This window comes from Agrococcus jejuensis (assembly GCF_007679035.1).
GTDB classification, from domain to species: domain Bacteria; phylum Actinomycetota; class Actinomycetes; order Actinomycetales; family Microbacteriaceae; genus Agrococcus; species Agrococcus jejuensis_A.
In genome coordinates this window covers 732,309-747,604 of sequence record NZ_VEFR01000001.1, presented here as the reverse complement: position 1 = coordinate 747,604, position 15,296 = coordinate 732,309, and the positions used below count along the sequence as shown (strand labels likewise).

Genomic DNA, 15,296 nt, shown 5'->3' with positions numbered 1-15,296 from the left:
ACGCATTCCCGATAGCATCGAGGCATGGCGGACGACCTCGAGCTCGGGTGGTCGCTCGGCGTGCTCTTCCGCGAGTGGCAGCGACGCGCGCAGGAGGCGACGGCGTCGGTGCCGCACGGTCCGCGGGGCTTCCAGATCCTGCAGACGCTCGACGGTGCGACGCCGCGGCAGGGCGCGCTCGCAGCGCACCTCGGCATCGACCGCACCGTGCTCACCTACGTCGTCGACGACCTCGTCGAGGCCGGGCTCGTCGAGCGCCGTGTCGACCCGAGCGATCGTCGGGCCCAGCTCTGCGCGCTCACCGAGCACGGCGCGACGACCCTGGCGACGCTGCGCGACGCCGTCGCTGCGAGCGAGCGCTCGCTGCTCGAGGGCGCGACGGGCGAGGAGGCGGCCCTGCTCGAGCGTCTCGTGCGGCAGGCGGCCGTCCGCCTCCACGTGGGCGACGACCGCGACGCGTGCCGGGTCGTCGAGGACGTCGTCGACGTGCTCGGCGCGACGCCGCAGCGCGCCGAGCCTCGGCGCGGCTAGGCCGCGACGCGCTCCGAGGCGTCGCTCGACGCGCGGCGATCGCGGATGAGCCAGCCGAAGCCGCCGGCGACGAGGAGCATGAGCACGCCGTAGACGCCTGCGGGCAGGCTCACCTCGATCGACCCGAGCACCGTCTGCGCGATGACGATGGCGAGCACTGCGTTGTGGATGCCGATCTCGAACGACGACGCGACGGCCTGGCGACGGCCGACGCCGAGCCAGCGCGGCACGAAGAAGCCGATGGCGAGGCTCAGGATGCAGAAGAGCGTCGTGATGAGCGCGAGGCTCGCGACGTTCGCGACGAGGATGTCCCAGTTCGAGAGCACGGCGCCTGCGATGACGACGACGAGCACGACGAACGAGCCGACGCGCACCGGCGTGTCCATGCGGTCGGCGAACCGCGGCGCGAGGCGTCGCACGAGCATCCCGAGCGCCGCGGGGCCGAGCACGACGAGGAAGACCTCGACGGTCTTCGACAGCTGCAGCCCCAGCTGGTCGTCGAAGGGATCGAAGATCGCGATCGCGAGGTTCGTGATGAGCGGCAGCGACACGACGGCGATCACCGAGTTGATGGCGGTGAGCGAGATGTTCAGCGCGACGTCGCCGCGGAACAGGTGGCTGTAGAGGTTCGCGACCGTGCCGCCGGGCGACGCGGCGAGCATCATCATGCCCACGGCGAGCAGCGGCGGCAGCTGGAAGAGGGCGACGAGGCCCAGGCAGATGGCGGGGAGCACGAGCAGCTGGCAGGCGAGCGCGACGATGACGGCGCGCGGATGCTTTGCGACGCGAGCGAAGTCGGCGAGCGTGAGGCCGAGGCCGAGCCCGAACATGATGATGCCGAGCGCGACCGGCAGGCCGACGGTCGTCAGTGCAGATCCCATGGGGACAGTGTGCGGCAAGCGCTGAGGGATGCTCGGCGAACGCGCCGTACCTGTGGACAAGGCGATCGCAGGGCGGCCCGAGGACCGCGAGCCGCGATCGCGTGACGGTGGGTGCGTCCTAGCCTGGTGCCATGCACGACGGACTGGGCCAGCATCCCGCGCCGACGCACGTCGTCGCCCACCTCAGCGACACGCATCTGCTCGCCGGAGGGGCGCTGCTCGGCGGCGCCATCGACACTGCCGGCCATCTGCGCGACGCGCTCGCGCGCCTCGAGCTCGCAGCGCCCACGGCCGACGCCCTCGTGATCTCGGGCGACTGCACCGACCTCGGCGAGCCCGAGGCGTACGCGCTGCTGCGCGAGCTCGTCGAGCCCGTCGCCGCGCGCATGGGGGCGATCGTCGTGTACGCCGCGGGCAACCACGACGAGCGAGCGCCGATGTGGCGCGCGCTGCACGACGTCGAGTCCGCGGCGCCCTACGACCACGTGCACGAGGTCGCGGGGCTCCGCATCGTCTCGCTCGACACGAGCCTGGCCGGCTTCCACCACGGTGCCTTCGACGACGGGCAGGCGGAGTGGCTCGCCGACGCGCTCGCGACCCCTGCCGAGCACGGGACGCTGCTCGTGATGCACCACCCGCCGCTGCCGTATCGCGCTCGCATCATGCAGGTGCTCGAGTTCCGCGACGAGCCGCGCCTCGCCGAGGTGCTCGCCGGCTCCGACGTGCGCGCCATCCTCTCGGGTCACCTGCACGTCAACGGCTCGGGCACCTTCGCGGGCATCCCCGTGATCCTCGCGAACGCCACGTCGTACGCCGACGACCTCGCCGCGGGGCCGAGGGGCTTCCAGGGCGTCGACGCCGCGCAGTCGGCGAACGTGCTCGAGGTCTACCCGAGCACGATCGCGCACTCGGTCGTGCCCGGCCGCGCGCATCCCTCGCTCACGCCGCTGCCCACCGACCTGCATGCGCAGCTCGCGGCGCTCGACGCGCGGGGCCGCACCGACCGGTTCAGTCGGAAGCGCTGACGCCGGTGGCCGTCGCGGCGATGCGCGTCGAGGAGGCGGTCGACGCCTATCTCGCGCACCTCGAGCGCGAGCGCGGCGCGAGCCCCCGCACGGTGCGGTCGTACGGCGCCGACCTGCGCAGCCTGCTCGCGCACTGCGACGCAGCAGGCATCGACGACGTCGCCAGCCTCGACCTCGAGGTGCTGCGCGACTGGCTGTACGCGGCGAGCGAGCAGGGCCTCGCGAAGTCGACGCTCGCGCGCCGCAGCTCGACCGTGCGCGGCCTCGGCGCATGGCTCGACCGCGAGGGCGTCGCGATCGGCGCGTCGCGCCTGCGCACGCCCAAGCGCGACGCGCACCTGCCGCGCGTGCTCTCGCGGGGCGCGATCGACGGCATCGTCGCGCGGCTCGAGGACGACGCCGAGACCGGCGATCCCATCGCCAGGCGCGACCTGGCGATCGTCGAGCTGCTCTACGCGAGCGCCCTGCGCGTCTCGGAGCTCGTCGGGCTCGACGTCGACGACGTCGACCTCGAGCGGCTGACGGTGCGCGTGCTGGGCAAGGGCGCGAAGGAGCGCGTCGTGCCGTTCGGCGTGCCGGCGCTCGACGCCGTGCACGACTGGATCCGCATGGGGCGGCCCGCGCTCGCCACCGGCCGCGAGTCGCGCGCGCTGCTGCTGGGCGTGCGCGGCGGTCGGATGGGGCAGCGCGCGGTGCACGCGCTCGTCGCGCGCCTGCTCGAGGACGTGCCGGGCTCCGGGCCCGCGGGGCCGCACGCGCTGCGCCACACCGCTGCGACGCATCTGCTCGACGGCGGCGCCGACCTGCGTGCCGTGCAGGAGCTGCTCGGGCACGCGAGCCTCGGCACGACGCAGATCTACACGCACGTGTCGCTCGAGCGGCTCACCGAGTCGTACCGCACGGCGCATCCGCGCGCGTAGCTCGCGCATCCGGCACGGCGCTCACCCCGCACCGCGCTCGAGCGGCAGCAGCACGGCGCGCTCGGCGCCGAGCAGCACCATGGGGTTCGCGTACGCGTCGTCGATGCGCACGCCGAGATGGATGCATGCGCCGCATGGCCGGTGCCCGCCGAGGAGCGTGCCGATCGGGTCGCCGACCGCGACGGCGTCCCCGGTCGCGACGAGCGGGGCGACGGGCTCCACCGTCACGAGCACCTCCCACGGCACGCCGTCCATCCGCACCGTCACGACGGGCCGGTCGACGACCGTGCCCGCGAACGTCACGATGCCGGGCGTCGCCGCGACGACCGTCTCGCCGGGCGCCGCAGCGACGTCGACGCCGCGGTGTCCGGCGCCCCACCGCGTCGACGGCGCTGCGAACGCGCGCAGCACCGTCGCCTGCGGCACGGGCCAGGCGAGCGAGCCCTCGAGCGCCTCGGGCACCTCGGCGGCGGTCGTGCCGCCGTCGGGGTCGCCGGTGGCTGCGGCAGGGGAGCCGGCGCCCAGGACGAGCGCTGCGTACACGACGGCGAGCACGAGACGGAGCGCGGGGATGCGGCGGTCGGGCATGCGTCGACCCTGCCCGGCGCTCGGATGCGCTCGCGCTCGCGTCCATGCACCTGGGGATGGCGGGGCCCTGTGAGGGAGTCGCGAGCCCCGCGCGCCCGCGAGCGGGGGCATCCGAGCCTGCCGAGCGTGTAGCATGGCCGGAGCACCTCCCAACGGGGGTGACTTCGCGCGTCCGCGAACGCGACAGCCTCCACATGGTCCGGCACTGCCGGCGGGGCTCTCGCAGGACGCCAGGGGAGCGGTCGCCGACCGCTCCGGCAACCGCAACAGGATCAGGAGATGGCTCATGGCCGTCGTCACCACTCGCCAGCTGCTCGACAGCGGCGTCCACTTCGGGCACCAGACCCGTCGCTGGAACCCCAAGATGAAGCGCTTCATCTTCACGGAGCGCTCGGGCATCTACATCATCGACCTCCAGCAGTCGCTCGCCTACATCGACAAGGCGTACGACTTCGTCAAGGAGACCGTGTCGCGCGGCGGCTCGATCCTCTTCGTCGGCACGAAGAAGCAGGCGCAGGAGCAGATCGCCGAGCAGGCGACCCGCGTCAACCAGCCCTACGTGAACCAGCGCTGGCTCGGTGGCCTCCTCACGAACTTCCAGACGGTCTCCAAGCGCCTCGCGGTGATGAAGGAGCTCGAGGAGATCGACTACGAGAACGTCGCGGGCTCGGGCTTCACGAAGAAGGAGCTCCTCCTCAAGCAGCGCGAGCTGACGAAGCTGCAGAAGTCGCTCGGCGGCATCCGCAACCTCCAGCGCACGCCGTCGGCCCTGTGGGTCGTCGACATGAACAAGGAGCACCTCGCGATCGACGAGGCGAAGAAGCTGGGCATCCCGGTCATCGCCATCCTCGACACGAACTGCGACCCCGACGACGTGCAGTACCCGATCCCGGGCAACGACGACGCGATCCGCTCGGTGGGCCTGCTCACGAAGATCATCGCCGACGCCGCAGCCGAGGGCCTCATGGAGCGCCACCAGGGCTCGTCCGACGACGAGGCCGCAGAGCCGATGGCCGAGTGGGAGCGCGAGCTGCTCTCCGAGGGTGCCGCGGCTCCCGAGGCGACCGAGGCCGTCGCGGAGCAGGCTGAGGCCGCCGCGACCGAGCCCGCCGCCGAGGAGGCCGCGACGGAGGCCGAGGCTGCTGCCGAGACCACCGAGGCCGCCGCCGAGGAGCCTGCAGCCGAGGAGCCCGCCGCCGAGGCGACGCCCGCCGACGCCGCTGCAGCCACCGAGACCGAGGACGCCACCGCGTCCGCCAAGCAGTAAGGACCAGTCACCACATGGCAGTCAACATCGCTGACCTGAAGGCGCTGCGCGAGCAGCTCGGCACCGGCATGTCCGACACCAAGGCAGCGCTCGAGGAGGCCGGCGGCGACGTCGAGAAGGCCACCGAGATCCTGCGCCTCAAGGGTGCGAAGGGCAACGCGAAGCGTGCCGACCGCACCACGAGCGAGGGCCTCGTGGCCGTCGCCGAGGGCTCGGGCTCGATCACGATGATCCAGCTCGCGTGCGAGACGGACTTCGTCGCGAAGAACGACAAGTTCATCGCGCTGGCCGACAAGGTCGTGGCCGCGGTCGCCGCCGCTGGCGCGTCGACGCTCGAGGAGGCCCTCGCGGCCCCCGCCGAGGGCTCGACCGTGCAGCAGGTGATCGAGGACCAGGCTGCGACGATCGGCGAGAAGATCGAGCTCGCGAAGGTCTCGACCCTCACGGGCGACGCGTTCGCCACCTACCTGCACCGCACGAGCAAGGACCTGCCCCCGCAGGTCGGCGTGGTCGTGGCCTTCTCGGGCGACGACGCGGAGACGGCTCGCGCAGTCGCGCAGCACATCGCGATGTTCGACCCCACGGTCGTGACGCGCGAGGACGTGCCGGCCGAGCAGGTCGAGAAGGAGCGCGCGCTCGTCACCGAGATCGCGCTCGGCGAGGGCAAGCCCGAGGCCGCCCTGCCGAAGATCATCGAGGGTCGACTCACGGGCTTCTTCAAGCAGATCGTCCTGGTCGACCAGGACTACGCCCGCGACAACAAGCAGTCGGTCGGCAAGGTCCTCGAGGCCGCCGGTCTGACGGTGTCGGCGTTCTCGCGCTTCAAGGTCGGCGCGTAGCCAGACCCGCGAGCCACGAAGCACCTCGAAGGGGGCCGGAGCGATCCGGCCCCCTTCGTCGTGTGACCATGGGGGCTCGCTGGACATGACGGAACGACCAGGAGGCTCCGTGACCCGTACCCGCGCCATGCTCGCACTCCCCGCCGCCCTCGCGGCGCTGCTCCTCGCGGGCTGCGCCGGCGGTGCGCCCGAGCCGTCGCCGTCGCCGAGCCCGACGACGCCCTCGCCGAGCGCGCCGCCCGAGCCCGAGCCTGCGACGCGCACCGAGCTCTCGGTCGACTGCCTCAGCGTGCTCGCTCCCGAGATCGTCGAGGACATCGTCGCCGCGGCGCCGTTCGACCTCGTCGGCTACGACGCGCGCATCGGTTCGTCGCCGTTCGCCTCCGTCGATCCGTCGGCCGTCGCGCCGATCCGCTCGACCAACTGCGCGCTCGTGAGCGCCGACGGCCTGGTCGCCGTCGACATCGGCTACTCCGAGTTCGACCCAGCGGGCACCGAGACGAGGCTCGCCGAGCTCGCCGCGTTCGGCGACGAGGGGGAGGTCCACCAGCCGCCGGGCACCGACCTCGCGCTCACGGACGTACCGGGCATCCCGGAGGCGCAGCAGCTGCAGATCCCGTTCGCGGATGGCAGCACGAAGACCTGGGTCGTGGGGTCGGGGTGGGAGGTCTACGTCGACGTCCCGTGGACCCCCACGAACGTCGCCGCGCCGATGCCGAACGCCGTGACGGGCACGCTCGCCTCCGTCGCGCCCGTGACGGAGCACTGCGAGGCGATGCTGCCCGTGCCCACCGAGGGCACCGACCTGGCGTGGCAGCACAGCCTCTCGAGCGGCGTCACGACCGTGTCGGACGGCGCGACGATCTGCCACGCGGCTGAGGCGAGCGGCTACGAACGCGTGCTGTGGTGGGAGGAGGTGACAGCCATCGACCGGGAGCAGCTGCTCGACGATGCGGCGGCCGGCGTCGACGGCATGCGCCTGCAGGGCTCGACGACCGACGGCACGGGCGCGATCGTCGCACTGGCCGACGGCACGCGCGTCGTCGTCTTCGACGCGCACCTCGTGCACGTCGACGTGTCGATCGATGGCGAGCTCGCGCTGCAGCTCGCGCGGTCGGTCCACGCGCCCGCATGGCTGCCGGTGCCGCCGGTCGCGTGAGCGCGTCCGAGCACCCAGGGGCGCGGTAGGGTCGATGGCGGCCCTGGCATGACCTGCCGGGTCGCACGACTCGACGGAGGACCCATGACCGACGCCCCCCGCACGAATCGCCGACGCGTCCTGCTGAAGCTCTCGGGCGAGGCGTTCGGCGGCGGCTCGCTCGGCGTCAACCCCGACGTCGTGCAGGGCGTCGCGGCGCAGATCGCCGACGCGGCGCAGGACGTCGAGATCGCGATCGTCGTCGGCGGCGGCAACTTCTTCCGCGGTGCCGAGCTGTCGCAGCGCGGCATGGATCGCGGCCGCGCCGACTACATGGGCATGCTGGGCACCGTCATGAACGCGCTCGCGCTGCAGGACTTCCTCGAGCAGGCGGGCGCGGCGACGCGCGTGCAGTCGGCGATCCAGATGACGCAGGTCGCCGAGCCGTACATCCCGCTGCGCGCGGAGCGGCACATGGAGAAGGGTCGCGTCGTGATCTTCGGCGCGGGCGCCGGCCTGCCGTACTTCTCGACCGACACGGTCGCGGCGCAGCGTGCGCTCGAGATCGGCGCCGACGAGGTGCTCGTGGCGAAGAACGGCGTCGACGGCGTCTACACGGCGGATCCGAAGAAGGACCCGTCGGCGACGCGCATCGACGACATCACGTACCAGGAGGCCCTCGTGCGCGGCCTCAAGATCGTCGACGCGACGGCATTCAGCCTCTGCATGGACAACGGCATGCCGATGCTCGTGTTCGGCATGGAGGGCGACGCCATCGCGCGCGCCATCCGTGGCGAGCGCCTCGGCACCGTGGTCCACGGCTGACCCGCGCACACCTAGACTGCAAGAGACGCTTGGAGGCGCCATGATCAGCGACGTGCTCACCGAGGCCAAGGACAAGATGGCCCAGTCGATCGAGGTCGCGAAGGATGACTTCGCGACGGTGTCGGCGGGACGCGCCAACCCGGCGCTGTTCCAGAAGCTGCTCGTCGAGTACTACGGCACGCCGACGCCGCTCGTGCAGCTCGCGGGCTTCCAGCAGCCCGAGGCGCGCGTGCTCGTCATCACGCCGTTCGACAAGTCGGCGCTCAAGGACATCGAGAAGGCCATCGTCGCCGCGCCCCACCTCGGCGTGACCCCGAACAACGACGGCCAGCTCATCCGCGTCACGATGCCGGAGCTCACGGCCGAGCGCCGCAAGGACTACGTGAAGATTGTGCGCGACAAGGCCGAGGCCGCTCGCGTCGCCATCCGCAACGTGCGTCGCGCAGGCAAGACCGACCTCGACGCCCTGACGGGCGAGGTGGGCGACGACGAGATCGCCCGCGGCGAGAAGGAGCTCGACGCGGCGACGAAGGCGGCGGTCGAGCAGATCGACGAGGCGCTGAAGAAGAAGGAATCCGAGCTGCTCGAGGTCTGAGCGACCCGACGCACCCAGGAGAGGCACGCGTGGCAGAGCGCGACCCGCATCGGATCGAAGCCCAGATCCAGGCGCAGATCCATGCTGCCCGCGAGCAGATCGAGGCTGCGAACGAGCGCGCCAACGCGCGCGCCGGACGCAACCTGCCGGTCGCGATCGGACTGGGCGTCGTGCTCGGCGTGCTGCTGCTCGCGAGCCTGCTGCTGTTCAAGGGGCTCTACGTCGTCTTCTGCAGCGTGCTCGTGGCGTTCACGCTGTACGAGCTCGCGAGCGCGCTGCGCTTCGCCGGGCGCGACGTGCCGCGCATCCCGCTCGTCGTGCTCGGCGTCGGCCTGCAGGGCGCGACGTGGTTCTGGGGCGCTGCGGGCCTCTGGTACGGCACGCTGCTGTCGATCGCGGTCATCGCCATCTACCGCCTCGTCGAGGTCGCGGTCGCCCCGTCGACCCGCACGGGCGCCCGCGCCATCGCGACCGACATCTCGGCGAGCGCCTTCTGCATCGCCTACTGCGGCGTGCTCGGTGCCTTCTCCGTGCTCCTCACGAAGCAGGAGCACGGCGAATGGTGGACGCTCGGGTTCCTCGTGCTCGCCATCGTGAACGACACGGGCGCGCTCGCGTCGGGCGTGCTGTTCGGGCGCACCAAGCTCGCCCCTCGCATCAGCCCTGGCAAGACGTGGGAGGGCTTCGCGGGCGCAGGCGTGCTCGTGGTCGCCGCGGCGATCGGCTACGGCATCCTCGCGCTCGACGTGCCCTGGTGGTACGGCGCCATCATCGGGCTCGCGATCCTCACGACCGCGACGGTCGGCGATCTCGCGGAGTCGCTCATCAAGCGCGACCTGGGCATCAAGGACATCGGCACGTTCCTGCCGGGCCACGGCGGCTTCCTCGACCGCCTCGACTCGAGCCTGCCCAGCGCCGTCGTCATGTACGCGCTGTACGAGATCGCGCGACTCGCAGCCCTGTGACGCGCTCGGGCGTCGGCGACGCATGACGAGCGTGAGAGGATGCGAGGCATGAGCGCCACGTTCCCGAAGGTCCGCCGTGGGCAGCTCGGCTACGACATCGAGCAGGTCGAGGACTTCCTCGAGGACGCACGCCGCGCCTATGCGAGCGACTCGCCGACCGCCCTCGACTCCTCCCAGATCCGCCAGGCGTCGTTCGCCCTCGCGAAGTCCGGCTACTCGCCGGCGCACGTCGACGCGGCGCTCGAGCGCCTCGAGGAGGCGTTCGCGAACCGCGAGCGCGAGCGGGGCATCGCCGCGCAGGGCGAGGCGGCGTTCTTCGAGAGCATCCGCACGCAGGCAGAGGAGACGCTGGCGCGCCTGCAGCGCGTCGATGGCGAGCGATTCCGCCGCGTCGGCTCGCTCACGAAGGGCTACCGCATCGCCGAGGTCGACGCGTTCGCCGCACGCCTCGCCGACTACCTCGAGGATGGCCCGGAGATCACGCCGCGCGAGGTGCGCACGGTGCAGTTCACGGCGCAGCGCGGCGGCTACGACGAGGACCAGGTCGACCTCGTGCTCGACTCCGTCGTGTCGCTCATGCTCGCCGTGCGCTGATCCGCTCGCGGGCGACCGTCGGCGACGGCCGGGCTCGGTCGTCGTTACCTGGTCGTGATAGTCTCGACCGCCATGTTCTCTCGTACCGATGCCCCTGCGCGACGCACGCGGACGCGCGGCATCGTGTCGATCGCCGCCCTCGTCGCCGCGAGCGCCTTCGTCGCCGTGTCGATCGTCGATCCGAACGTCGCGACCTACGCCCAGGACGACGGTCTCGCGAGCGAGAACCAGCTGGCGCAGGGCATCGGCGAGGTCACGGGCTCCGGCGACGCCGTGCAGCGCGACGACCTGCTGGTCGAGAGCCCCACGCCCACGCCGACGCCCACCCCGACGCCCACCGCGGCGGCCGCGGGCTCCTCGTCGTCGTCGGCGGCTGCGATCTCCCTGCCTGCCGCGGCTGCGCCCGACCCGGGCTCGGCGCAGGCCGTCGCGCGCGACATGGTGCTGGCCCGCGGATGGGGCGACGACCAGTACTCGTGCCTCTTCAACCTGTGGCAGCGCGAATCGGGCTGGAACGTCTACGCCCACAACGTCTCGAGCGGCGCCTACGGCATCCCGCAGGCCCTGCCCGGCTCGAAGATGGCCACGGCGGGCGCCGACTGGCAGTCGAACCCCGCGACGCAGATCTCATGGGGCCTCGGCTACATCGCCGGCCGCTACTCCACGCCCTGCGGCGCATGGGCGCATTCCGAGTCCGTCGGCTGGTACTGAGGCCGTGGCCGGGCGCAGGCCACGGCGCCGACCGACCGAGCACGTCCCGCTCGACGTCGACCGCATCCTGGTCGGGGCCCTGCGCACCGAGACCCGCATGGGCTTCGCCTGGAAGGTGCAGCCCATGAGCGCGACGAACGCGCAGAAGGCCTACCGATGCCCGGGCTGCGCGCAGCTCGTCGAGCCGGGCACTGCCCACGTCGTCGTGTGGCGCGACGACAGCATCTTCGGCGACCGCGCCGTCGAGGATCGTCGGCACTGGCACAGCGCCTGCTGGCGCGTCGCCTGACGACGCGGCGTCGGAGCGCGGGGGAGCGGCCGGTGGAGCGCTAGAGCGCGTCCTGCCGTGGGATGACCACTTCCTTGAGGATGAGTTGGATCGCGGCGGCGACGGGGATCGCGACGAGCGCGCCCAGGATGCCGAGCAGCGTGCCGCCCGTGAGGGCCGCGAGCACCACGACCACGCCCGGCACCTTCACGGCGCGGTTCATGATCTGCGGGCTGATGACGTACGCCTCGACCTGCATGTAGACCGCGTAGTAGATCGCGACGGGCAGCGCCGTCTGCGGGCCGTCGAGCAGCAGCACGAGCAGCGAGATCGTGACCGAGGCCGTGATGGTGCCGACGAGCGGGATCGTCGATGCGAGGAAGGCGATGAAGGCGTAGACGACCGCGAGCTCCGAGCCGACGATCGACAGCATGACGAACGACAGGATGCCGTTGCAGAGGCCGAGCGCGAACTGGCCCGTGACGAACTTGCCGACCGCGAGCATGATCTGCTCGGCGATGCGGATGAACGTGGGGCGCTTCGAGGCCGGCACGAGGCGGTACATGGCCGACTTCAGCGCCGGCAGCGAGCCCATGAAGTAGAGCATGAGCACGAGCACGATGAAGCCGCCGAAGAGCGCGGCGACCGTCGCGCCCACGGCGCCGATCACGGTCGTGACGACGCTGCCGAGCTGCGGGGGCAGCGATGCGTAGGTGTCGGGATCCTGCAGCGCCTGCAGCGTGTCGTCGATCATCCCCTGCCAGTCGACGCCTGGGAACGTCGCCTTCGCCCAGTCGAGCATGTCGTCGAGCAGGCCGTCCTGGAAGGCCGTCACGATGCCCTGCACGAGGGTCGCGAACTGGTCGACGATGCGCGGCACCACGATGAGCACGATGCCGACGAACGCCCCGAGGATCACGACGATGACCGTGAGCACCGCGAGCCATCTGGGGAAGCGGTGCCGCGTGAGGAACTGCACGATCGGGTCGATGCCGAGCGCGAGGAAGATCGCGGCGAAGGCGTACACGAGCACCGAGGAGATCTGACCGAGGGCGCCCGCGATCGCGATCGCCAGCAGCACGCCGAGCCCGCCGAGCAGGCCGATCTGGAATGCACCCTTCACCCTCATTCCGCCAGCATAGGTGCCGCATGCCGCGTGCTCGGCGCATCCCGACTGGAACGCGCCGGTGGCGCTCGGGTACCCTGGTTGGTCGGACGTGCGCGGCTCGACGAATCCGTCGCCGCGCGGAGGGAACCTGCATGCGATATCTGCTCTCGGCCGTCAGCCTCGTGCTCGCCGTAGCCTGCTTCGCGCTCGCCATCGGGCAGCGCACGATCTGGGCTCCGCCGCAGACGATCACCGAGCAGCTGCAGGAGGCGGTGGAGACCCCCGTGCTCGTGCTCGGCGGCGACGTGCTCGCGACGCACGACGGCCGACAGACGATCACCGCCAGCGGCGACGGGTCGATCACGGCCGTCGTCGGCCGCACGAGCGACGTGCTCGGCTGGATCGGCGAGGGCGACCACTCGACGGTCGTGGTCGAGGACGGCCAGCTCGGCCTCGACGTCACGACCGGCGGCGAGGCGACCGTGCCCGCCATCGCGGGCAGCGACCTCTGGGTGCAGGAGGTCACGGGCGACGGCGAGCTCGAGCTCGAGCTCGCCGCGCCGCTCGACTACTCGGTGGCGATCGTCGCCGACGGTACGGCGGCCGCCCCGAGCGACGTGCGCGTCGACTGGCCGAACGAGCGCTCGATGCCGCTGTTCGGCCCCCTCATGACCGCCGGGTTCGTGCTCGCCGCGCTCGCGCTGCTGCTGCTGCTCCTCGCGGTGCGCACGCACCGCAAGCACCGCGGCCCGCAGCGTCGACTGTCGCCGGCGCCCTCGCGTCGAGAGCGTCGCGAGATCCAGCGCGGCGCGAGGCGCGGCCTGCCCATCGCACCGGAGCCGGAGGCGATCGAGCCTGGCTCCGCCCCCGCACCCGACGACGCGCCAGCCGGCGATGCGGCGCCGGCCGACGGGACGTCGACGGCCGACGAGCCCGAGACGCCCGCCGACGACGCCCGCCGCACCGAGCGTCGCGCGACGCCGCGACGCCGCGCGACGCTGCGCCGCATCCGCCTCGTGGTGCCGATCGCGATGGGTGCCGCGCTGCTCACGGGCTGCGGCCCCCAGTACTGGCCCGACCTCGCGCAGCCGTCGGCGACGCCGTCGGGCTCGCCCGAGCCGACGAGCCTGGAGGACACGCTGCCGCCGGCTGCCGTGACGGTGCGCCAGTTCGAGCGCATCCTCGAGGACACGCGCGAGGTCGTCGCGCAGGCCGACGAGACGCTCGACGGCACCCTCGCGGCCGAGCGCCTCGGCGGCCCGCAGCTCGACGCCCGCCTCGTCAACTACACCGTGCGTGCCGCGGACGGGAGCATCGCGGCCGCGACGGGCATCCCCGACGGCGACATCCAGCTGCTGCTGCCGCAGCAGAGCGAGGTGTGGCCGCGGTCGGTCATGGCCGTGGTGGGCTGGCAGGACGAGACGCAGGCGCAGTCGGCGCTCGTGTTCGTGCAGGATGCGCCGCGCGAGGACTACCGGCTCGTGTACCAGTTCCGCCTCGAGTCGGGCAATCAGCTCACCGGCGCCTCCGCCGACGTCGGCGCGCCGGGCCTGCCGGCGAACACGCCGCTGCTCGAGCTCGCGCCCGAGTTCATCTCGTCGGCCTACGGCGACGTGCTCATCAACGGCTCGAACTCGTCGTGGTCGCCGCGGTTCCCCGCCGACAACGACTCGCTGCAGCAGCAGGTCGGCTACGACGACAAGCAGGAGACGCTCGCGGCCGACACGAGCCAGACCGTCGACGTGACCTTCGCCGACGCCGAGGACGAGCAGGCGCCCGTCACACTCGTGGCCGACGCGGACGGCGGCGCCTACGTGGCGACCTCGTTCGTCGAGTCCACGACGTCGATCCCGCGCGAGGACGGCGTGACCGTGCGTCCCGGCGAGGGCGCCCAGGCGGCGCTGTCGCCCGTCGAGAGCTCGACGACGGGGCTCACGGCCTCGTACCAGATCCAGGCGCTCTTCTACGTGCCGCCGAAGTCCGACGACGGTACCGAGCAGCCGCTCGTGCTGCTCGGCTACGCCTACGCGCTCATCGACGTCCAGGAGGTCCAGGGATGACCGATCGTCTGCCCGCGTCGATGGCGGGGGCCGTCGACCTGTCCGGCCTGGCCGCGCGGCATGCGCGTCCGGCGGCATCGCAGCAGCCCGCGCCCGTCGACGGTGCCGCGGCGCCGCAGGCCGGCGTCGGCGTGATCGTCGACGTCGGCGACGCCGACTTCGCGCAGATCGTCGAGCTGTCGCGCACCGTGCCCGTCGTCATCGACATCTGGGCCGAGTGGTGCGGCCCGTGCAAGCAGCTCACGCCGATCCTCGAGCGCCTCGTGACGGCCTACGCCGGCCGCATCGTGCTCGCGAAGGTCGACGCCGACCAGAACCCGCAGCTCGTGCAGGCCTTCCAGGCGCAGTCGATCCCGACCGTCGCCGCCGTCATCGGCGGCCGCCCCGCAGCGCTCTTCACGGGCGCGATCCCCGAGGCGCAGGTGGCCGACGTGCTCGAGCAGGTGCTCGCGTTCGCTGCGCAGGAGGGCGTCACGGGACGCCTGCCCGTCGGCGACGCCGGCGACGAGCCCCAGGAGCCCGTCGAGCCGCCGCTGCCGCCGCTGCACCAGGAGGCGCACGACGCCCTCGACCGCGGCGACCTTGTCGCCGCGATCGACGCGTACGAGCGTGCGATCGTCGCGAACCCGCGCGACGGCGAGGCCGTCGCCGGGCTCGCGAACGTGCGACTGCTCGAGCGCCTCCAGGGCACGACGGCCGACGGCATCCGTGAGGCGGCCGCGGCGGCGCCCGACGACGTCGCGGCGCAGATGCTCGTCGCCGACCTCGACGTCTCGGGCGGCCACGTCGAGGACGCCTTCGCGCGGCTGCTCGACCTCGTGGCAGCCACGGCGGGGGAGCAGCGGCAGGACGTGCGCCTGCGACTCGTCGACCTCTTCGAGATCGTCGGTGCGGACGACGCACGCGTCGCCGCGGCTCGCCGTCGGCTGACGACGCTGCTGTACTGAGCCCGAGCACGACGAAGGCCCCCGACCGCTGGTC

At 72.3% G+C, this 15,296-nt stretch carries 17 protein-coding genes; 14 read left to right on the top strand and 3 right to left on the bottom strand.

Translation table 11 applies throughout. The annotated features are described in order from the left end of the window. The first annotated feature begins 24 nt into the window (after positions 1-24). Entirely contained in the window at positions 25-531 is a 507-nt protein-coding gene (locus tag FS793_RS03585) for a MarR family winged helix-turn-helix transcriptional regulator (RefSeq protein WP_144718571.1), read from the top strand. Here FS793_RS03585 and FS793_RS03580 read toward each other — a convergent pair. Beyond that, entirely contained in the window at positions 528-1,412 is an 885-nt protein-coding gene (locus FS793_RS03580) for a bile acid:sodium symporter family protein (RefSeq protein ID WP_144718568.1), read from the bottom strand. The genes FS793_RS03585 and FS793_RS03580 overlap by 4 nt on opposite strands. Before the next feature lie 131 nt (positions 1,413-1,543). On the opposite strand from FS793_RS03580, the gene FS793_RS03575 reads away from it, so the two are divergent. Both FS793_RS03575 and FS793_RS03570 read left to right on the top strand, forming a co-directional pair. Next, a complete protein-coding gene (locus tag FS793_RS03575; RefSeq protein ID WP_144718565.1) occupies positions 1,544-2,437 on the top strand; it encodes a metallophosphoesterase in 894 nt (297 codons plus the stop codon). A gap of 20 nt (positions 2,438-2,457) precedes the next feature. Then, positions 2,458-3,357, top strand: coding sequence for a tyrosine recombinase XerC (locus FS793_RS03570; protein WP_144719753.1), 900 nt, complete (start codon positions 2,458-2,460; stop codon positions 3,355-3,357). Between the two features lie 21 nt (positions 3,358-3,378). Here FS793_RS03570 and FS793_RS16090 read toward each other — a convergent pair whose 3' ends face one another. Beyond that, a complete protein-coding gene (locus FS793_RS16090) occupies positions 3,379-3,945 on the bottom strand; it encodes a peptidoglycan DD-metalloendopeptidase family protein (RefSeq protein ID WP_186329298.1) in 567 nt (188 codons plus the stop codon). 286 nt (positions 3,946-4,231) lie between these two features. Between FS793_RS16090 and rpsB the strand changes: the two genes are divergently transcribed. The 9 genes from rpsB (at position 4,232) to FS793_RS16720 (ending at position 11,168) form a co-directional block, all read left to right on the top strand. Further along, on the top strand, positions 4,232-5,212 hold the full coding sequence (gene rpsB / locus FS793_RS03560) for a 30S ribosomal protein S2 (RefSeq protein WP_144718559.1): 981 nt from the start codon (positions 4,232-4,234) through the stop codon (positions 5,210-5,212). Between the two features lie 14 nt (positions 5,213-5,226). Next, on the top strand, positions 5,227-6,051 hold the full coding sequence (gene tsf, locus FS793_RS03555; RefSeq protein ID WP_144718556.1) for a translation elongation factor Ts: 825 nt from the start codon (positions 5,227-5,229) through the stop codon (positions 6,049-6,051). Between the two features lie 109 nt (positions 6,052-6,160). Continuing rightward, on the top strand, positions 6,161-7,210 hold the full coding sequence (locus tag FS793_RS03550; protein WP_144718553.1) for a hypothetical protein: 1,050 nt from the start codon (positions 6,161-6,163) through the stop codon (positions 7,208-7,210). An 84-nt stretch (positions 7,211-7,294) separates the two neighbouring features. Continuing rightward, positions 7,295-8,014, top strand: a complete 720-nt coding sequence (gene pyrH, locus FS793_RS03545) for a UMP kinase (RefSeq protein WP_144718550.1) — start codon at positions 7,295-7,297, stop codon at positions 8,012-8,014. 40 nt (positions 8,015-8,054) lie between these two features. After that, on the top strand, positions 8,055-8,609 hold the full coding sequence (gene frr / locus FS793_RS03540) for a ribosome recycling factor (RefSeq protein ID WP_144718547.1): 555 nt from the start codon (positions 8,055-8,057) through the stop codon (positions 8,607-8,609). A 29-nt stretch (positions 8,610-8,638) separates the two neighbouring features. Continuing rightward, entirely contained in the window at positions 8,639-9,574 is a 936-nt protein-coding gene (locus FS793_RS03535) for a phosphatidate cytidylyltransferase (protein ID WP_260980001.1), read from the top strand. A gap of 48 nt (positions 9,575-9,622) precedes the next feature. Next, a complete protein-coding gene (locus tag FS793_RS03530) occupies positions 9,623-10,168 on the top strand; it encodes a DivIVA domain-containing protein (protein WP_144718544.1) in 546 nt (181 codons plus the stop codon). Positions 10,169-10,240: 72 nt separating this feature from the next. Next, positions 10,241-10,879, top strand: coding sequence for a lytic transglycosylase domain-containing protein (locus FS793_RS03525; protein ID WP_144718541.1), 639 nt, complete (start codon positions 10,241-10,243; stop codon positions 10,877-10,879). A 124-nt stretch (positions 10,880-11,003) separates the two neighbouring features. Next, entirely contained in the window at positions 11,004-11,168 is a 165-nt protein-coding gene (locus FS793_RS16720; RefSeq protein WP_313959360.1) for a hypothetical protein, read from the top strand. A 40-nt stretch (positions 11,169-11,208) separates the two neighbouring features. Here the strand turns inward: FS793_RS16720 and FS793_RS03515 are convergent, their stop codons facing one another. After that, on the bottom strand, positions 11,209-12,276 hold the full coding sequence (locus FS793_RS03515; RefSeq protein ID WP_144718535.1) for an AI-2E family transporter: 1,068 nt from the start codon (positions 12,274-12,276) through the stop codon (positions 11,209-11,211). A 131-nt stretch (positions 12,277-12,407) separates the two neighbouring features. On the opposite strand from FS793_RS03515, the gene FS793_RS03510 reads away from it, so the two are divergent. Together FS793_RS03510 and FS793_RS03505 are read left to right on the top strand one after the other, a co-directional pair. Then, positions 12,408-14,315: a hypothetical protein gene (locus FS793_RS03510; protein ID WP_144718532.1), complete on the top strand. Its 1,908-nt coding sequence runs from the start codon at positions 12,408-12,410 to the stop codon at positions 14,313-14,315. Continuing rightward, positions 14,312-15,262, top strand: coding sequence for a tetratricopeptide repeat protein (locus FS793_RS03505; RefSeq protein ID WP_144718529.1), 951 nt, complete (start codon positions 14,312-14,314; stop codon positions 15,260-15,262). Before FS793_RS03510 ends, FS793_RS03505 begins: the two co-directional genes overlap by 4 nt. Positions 15,263-15,296 lie beyond the last annotated feature (34 nt).

Coding starts and splice junctions, on each gene's coding strand:
- FS793_RS03585 (WP_144718571.1), top strand. CDS start 25: ATGGCGGACGACCTCGAGCTCGGGTGGTCGCTCGGCGTGCTCTTCCGC.
- FS793_RS03580 (WP_144718568.1), bottom strand. CDS start 1,412: ATGGGATCTGCACTGACGACCGTCGGCCTGCCGGTCGCGCTCGGCATC.
- FS793_RS03575 (WP_144718565.1), top strand. CDS start 1,544: ATGCACGACGGACTGGGCCAGCATCCCGCGCCGACGCACGTCGTCGCC.
- FS793_RS03570 (WP_144719753.1), top strand. CDS start 2,458: ATGCGCGTCGAGGAGGCGGTCGACGCCTATCTCGCGCACCTCGAGCGC.
- FS793_RS16090 (WP_186329298.1), bottom strand. CDS start 3,945: ATGCCCGACCGCCGCATCCCCGCGCTCCGTCTCGTGCTCGCCGTCGTG.
- rpsB (WP_144718559.1), top strand. CDS start 4,232: ATGGCCGTCGTCACCACTCGCCAGCTGCTCGACAGCGGCGTCCACTTC.
- tsf (WP_144718556.1), top strand. CDS start 5,227: ATGGCAGTCAACATCGCTGACCTGAAGGCGCTGCGCGAGCAGCTCGGC.
- pyrH (WP_144718550.1), top strand. CDS start 7,295: ATGACCGACGCCCCCCGCACGAATCGCCGACGCGTCCTGCTGAAGCTC.
- frr (WP_144718547.1), top strand. CDS start 8,055: ATGATCAGCGACGTGCTCACCGAGGCCAAGGACAAGATGGCCCAGTCG.
- FS793_RS03530 (WP_144718544.1), top strand. CDS start 9,623: ATGAGCGCCACGTTCCCGAAGGTCCGCCGTGGGCAGCTCGGCTACGAC.
- FS793_RS03525 (WP_144718541.1), top strand. CDS start 10,241: ATGTTCTCTCGTACCGATGCCCCTGCGCGACGCACGCGGACGCGCGGC.
- FS793_RS16720 (WP_313959360.1), top strand. CDS start 11,004: ATGAGCGCGACGAACGCGCAGAAGGCCTACCGATGCCCGGGCTGCGCG.
- FS793_RS03515 (WP_144718535.1), bottom strand. CDS start 12,276: ATGAGGGTGAAGGGTGCATTCCAGATCGGCCTGCTCGGCGGGCTCGGC.
- FS793_RS03510 (WP_144718532.1), top strand. CDS start 12,408: ATGCGATATCTGCTCTCGGCCGTCAGCCTCGTGCTCGCCGTAGCCTGC.
- FS793_RS03505 (WP_144718529.1), top strand. CDS start 14,312: ATGACCGATCGTCTGCCCGCGTCGATGGCGGGGGCCGTCGACCTGTCC.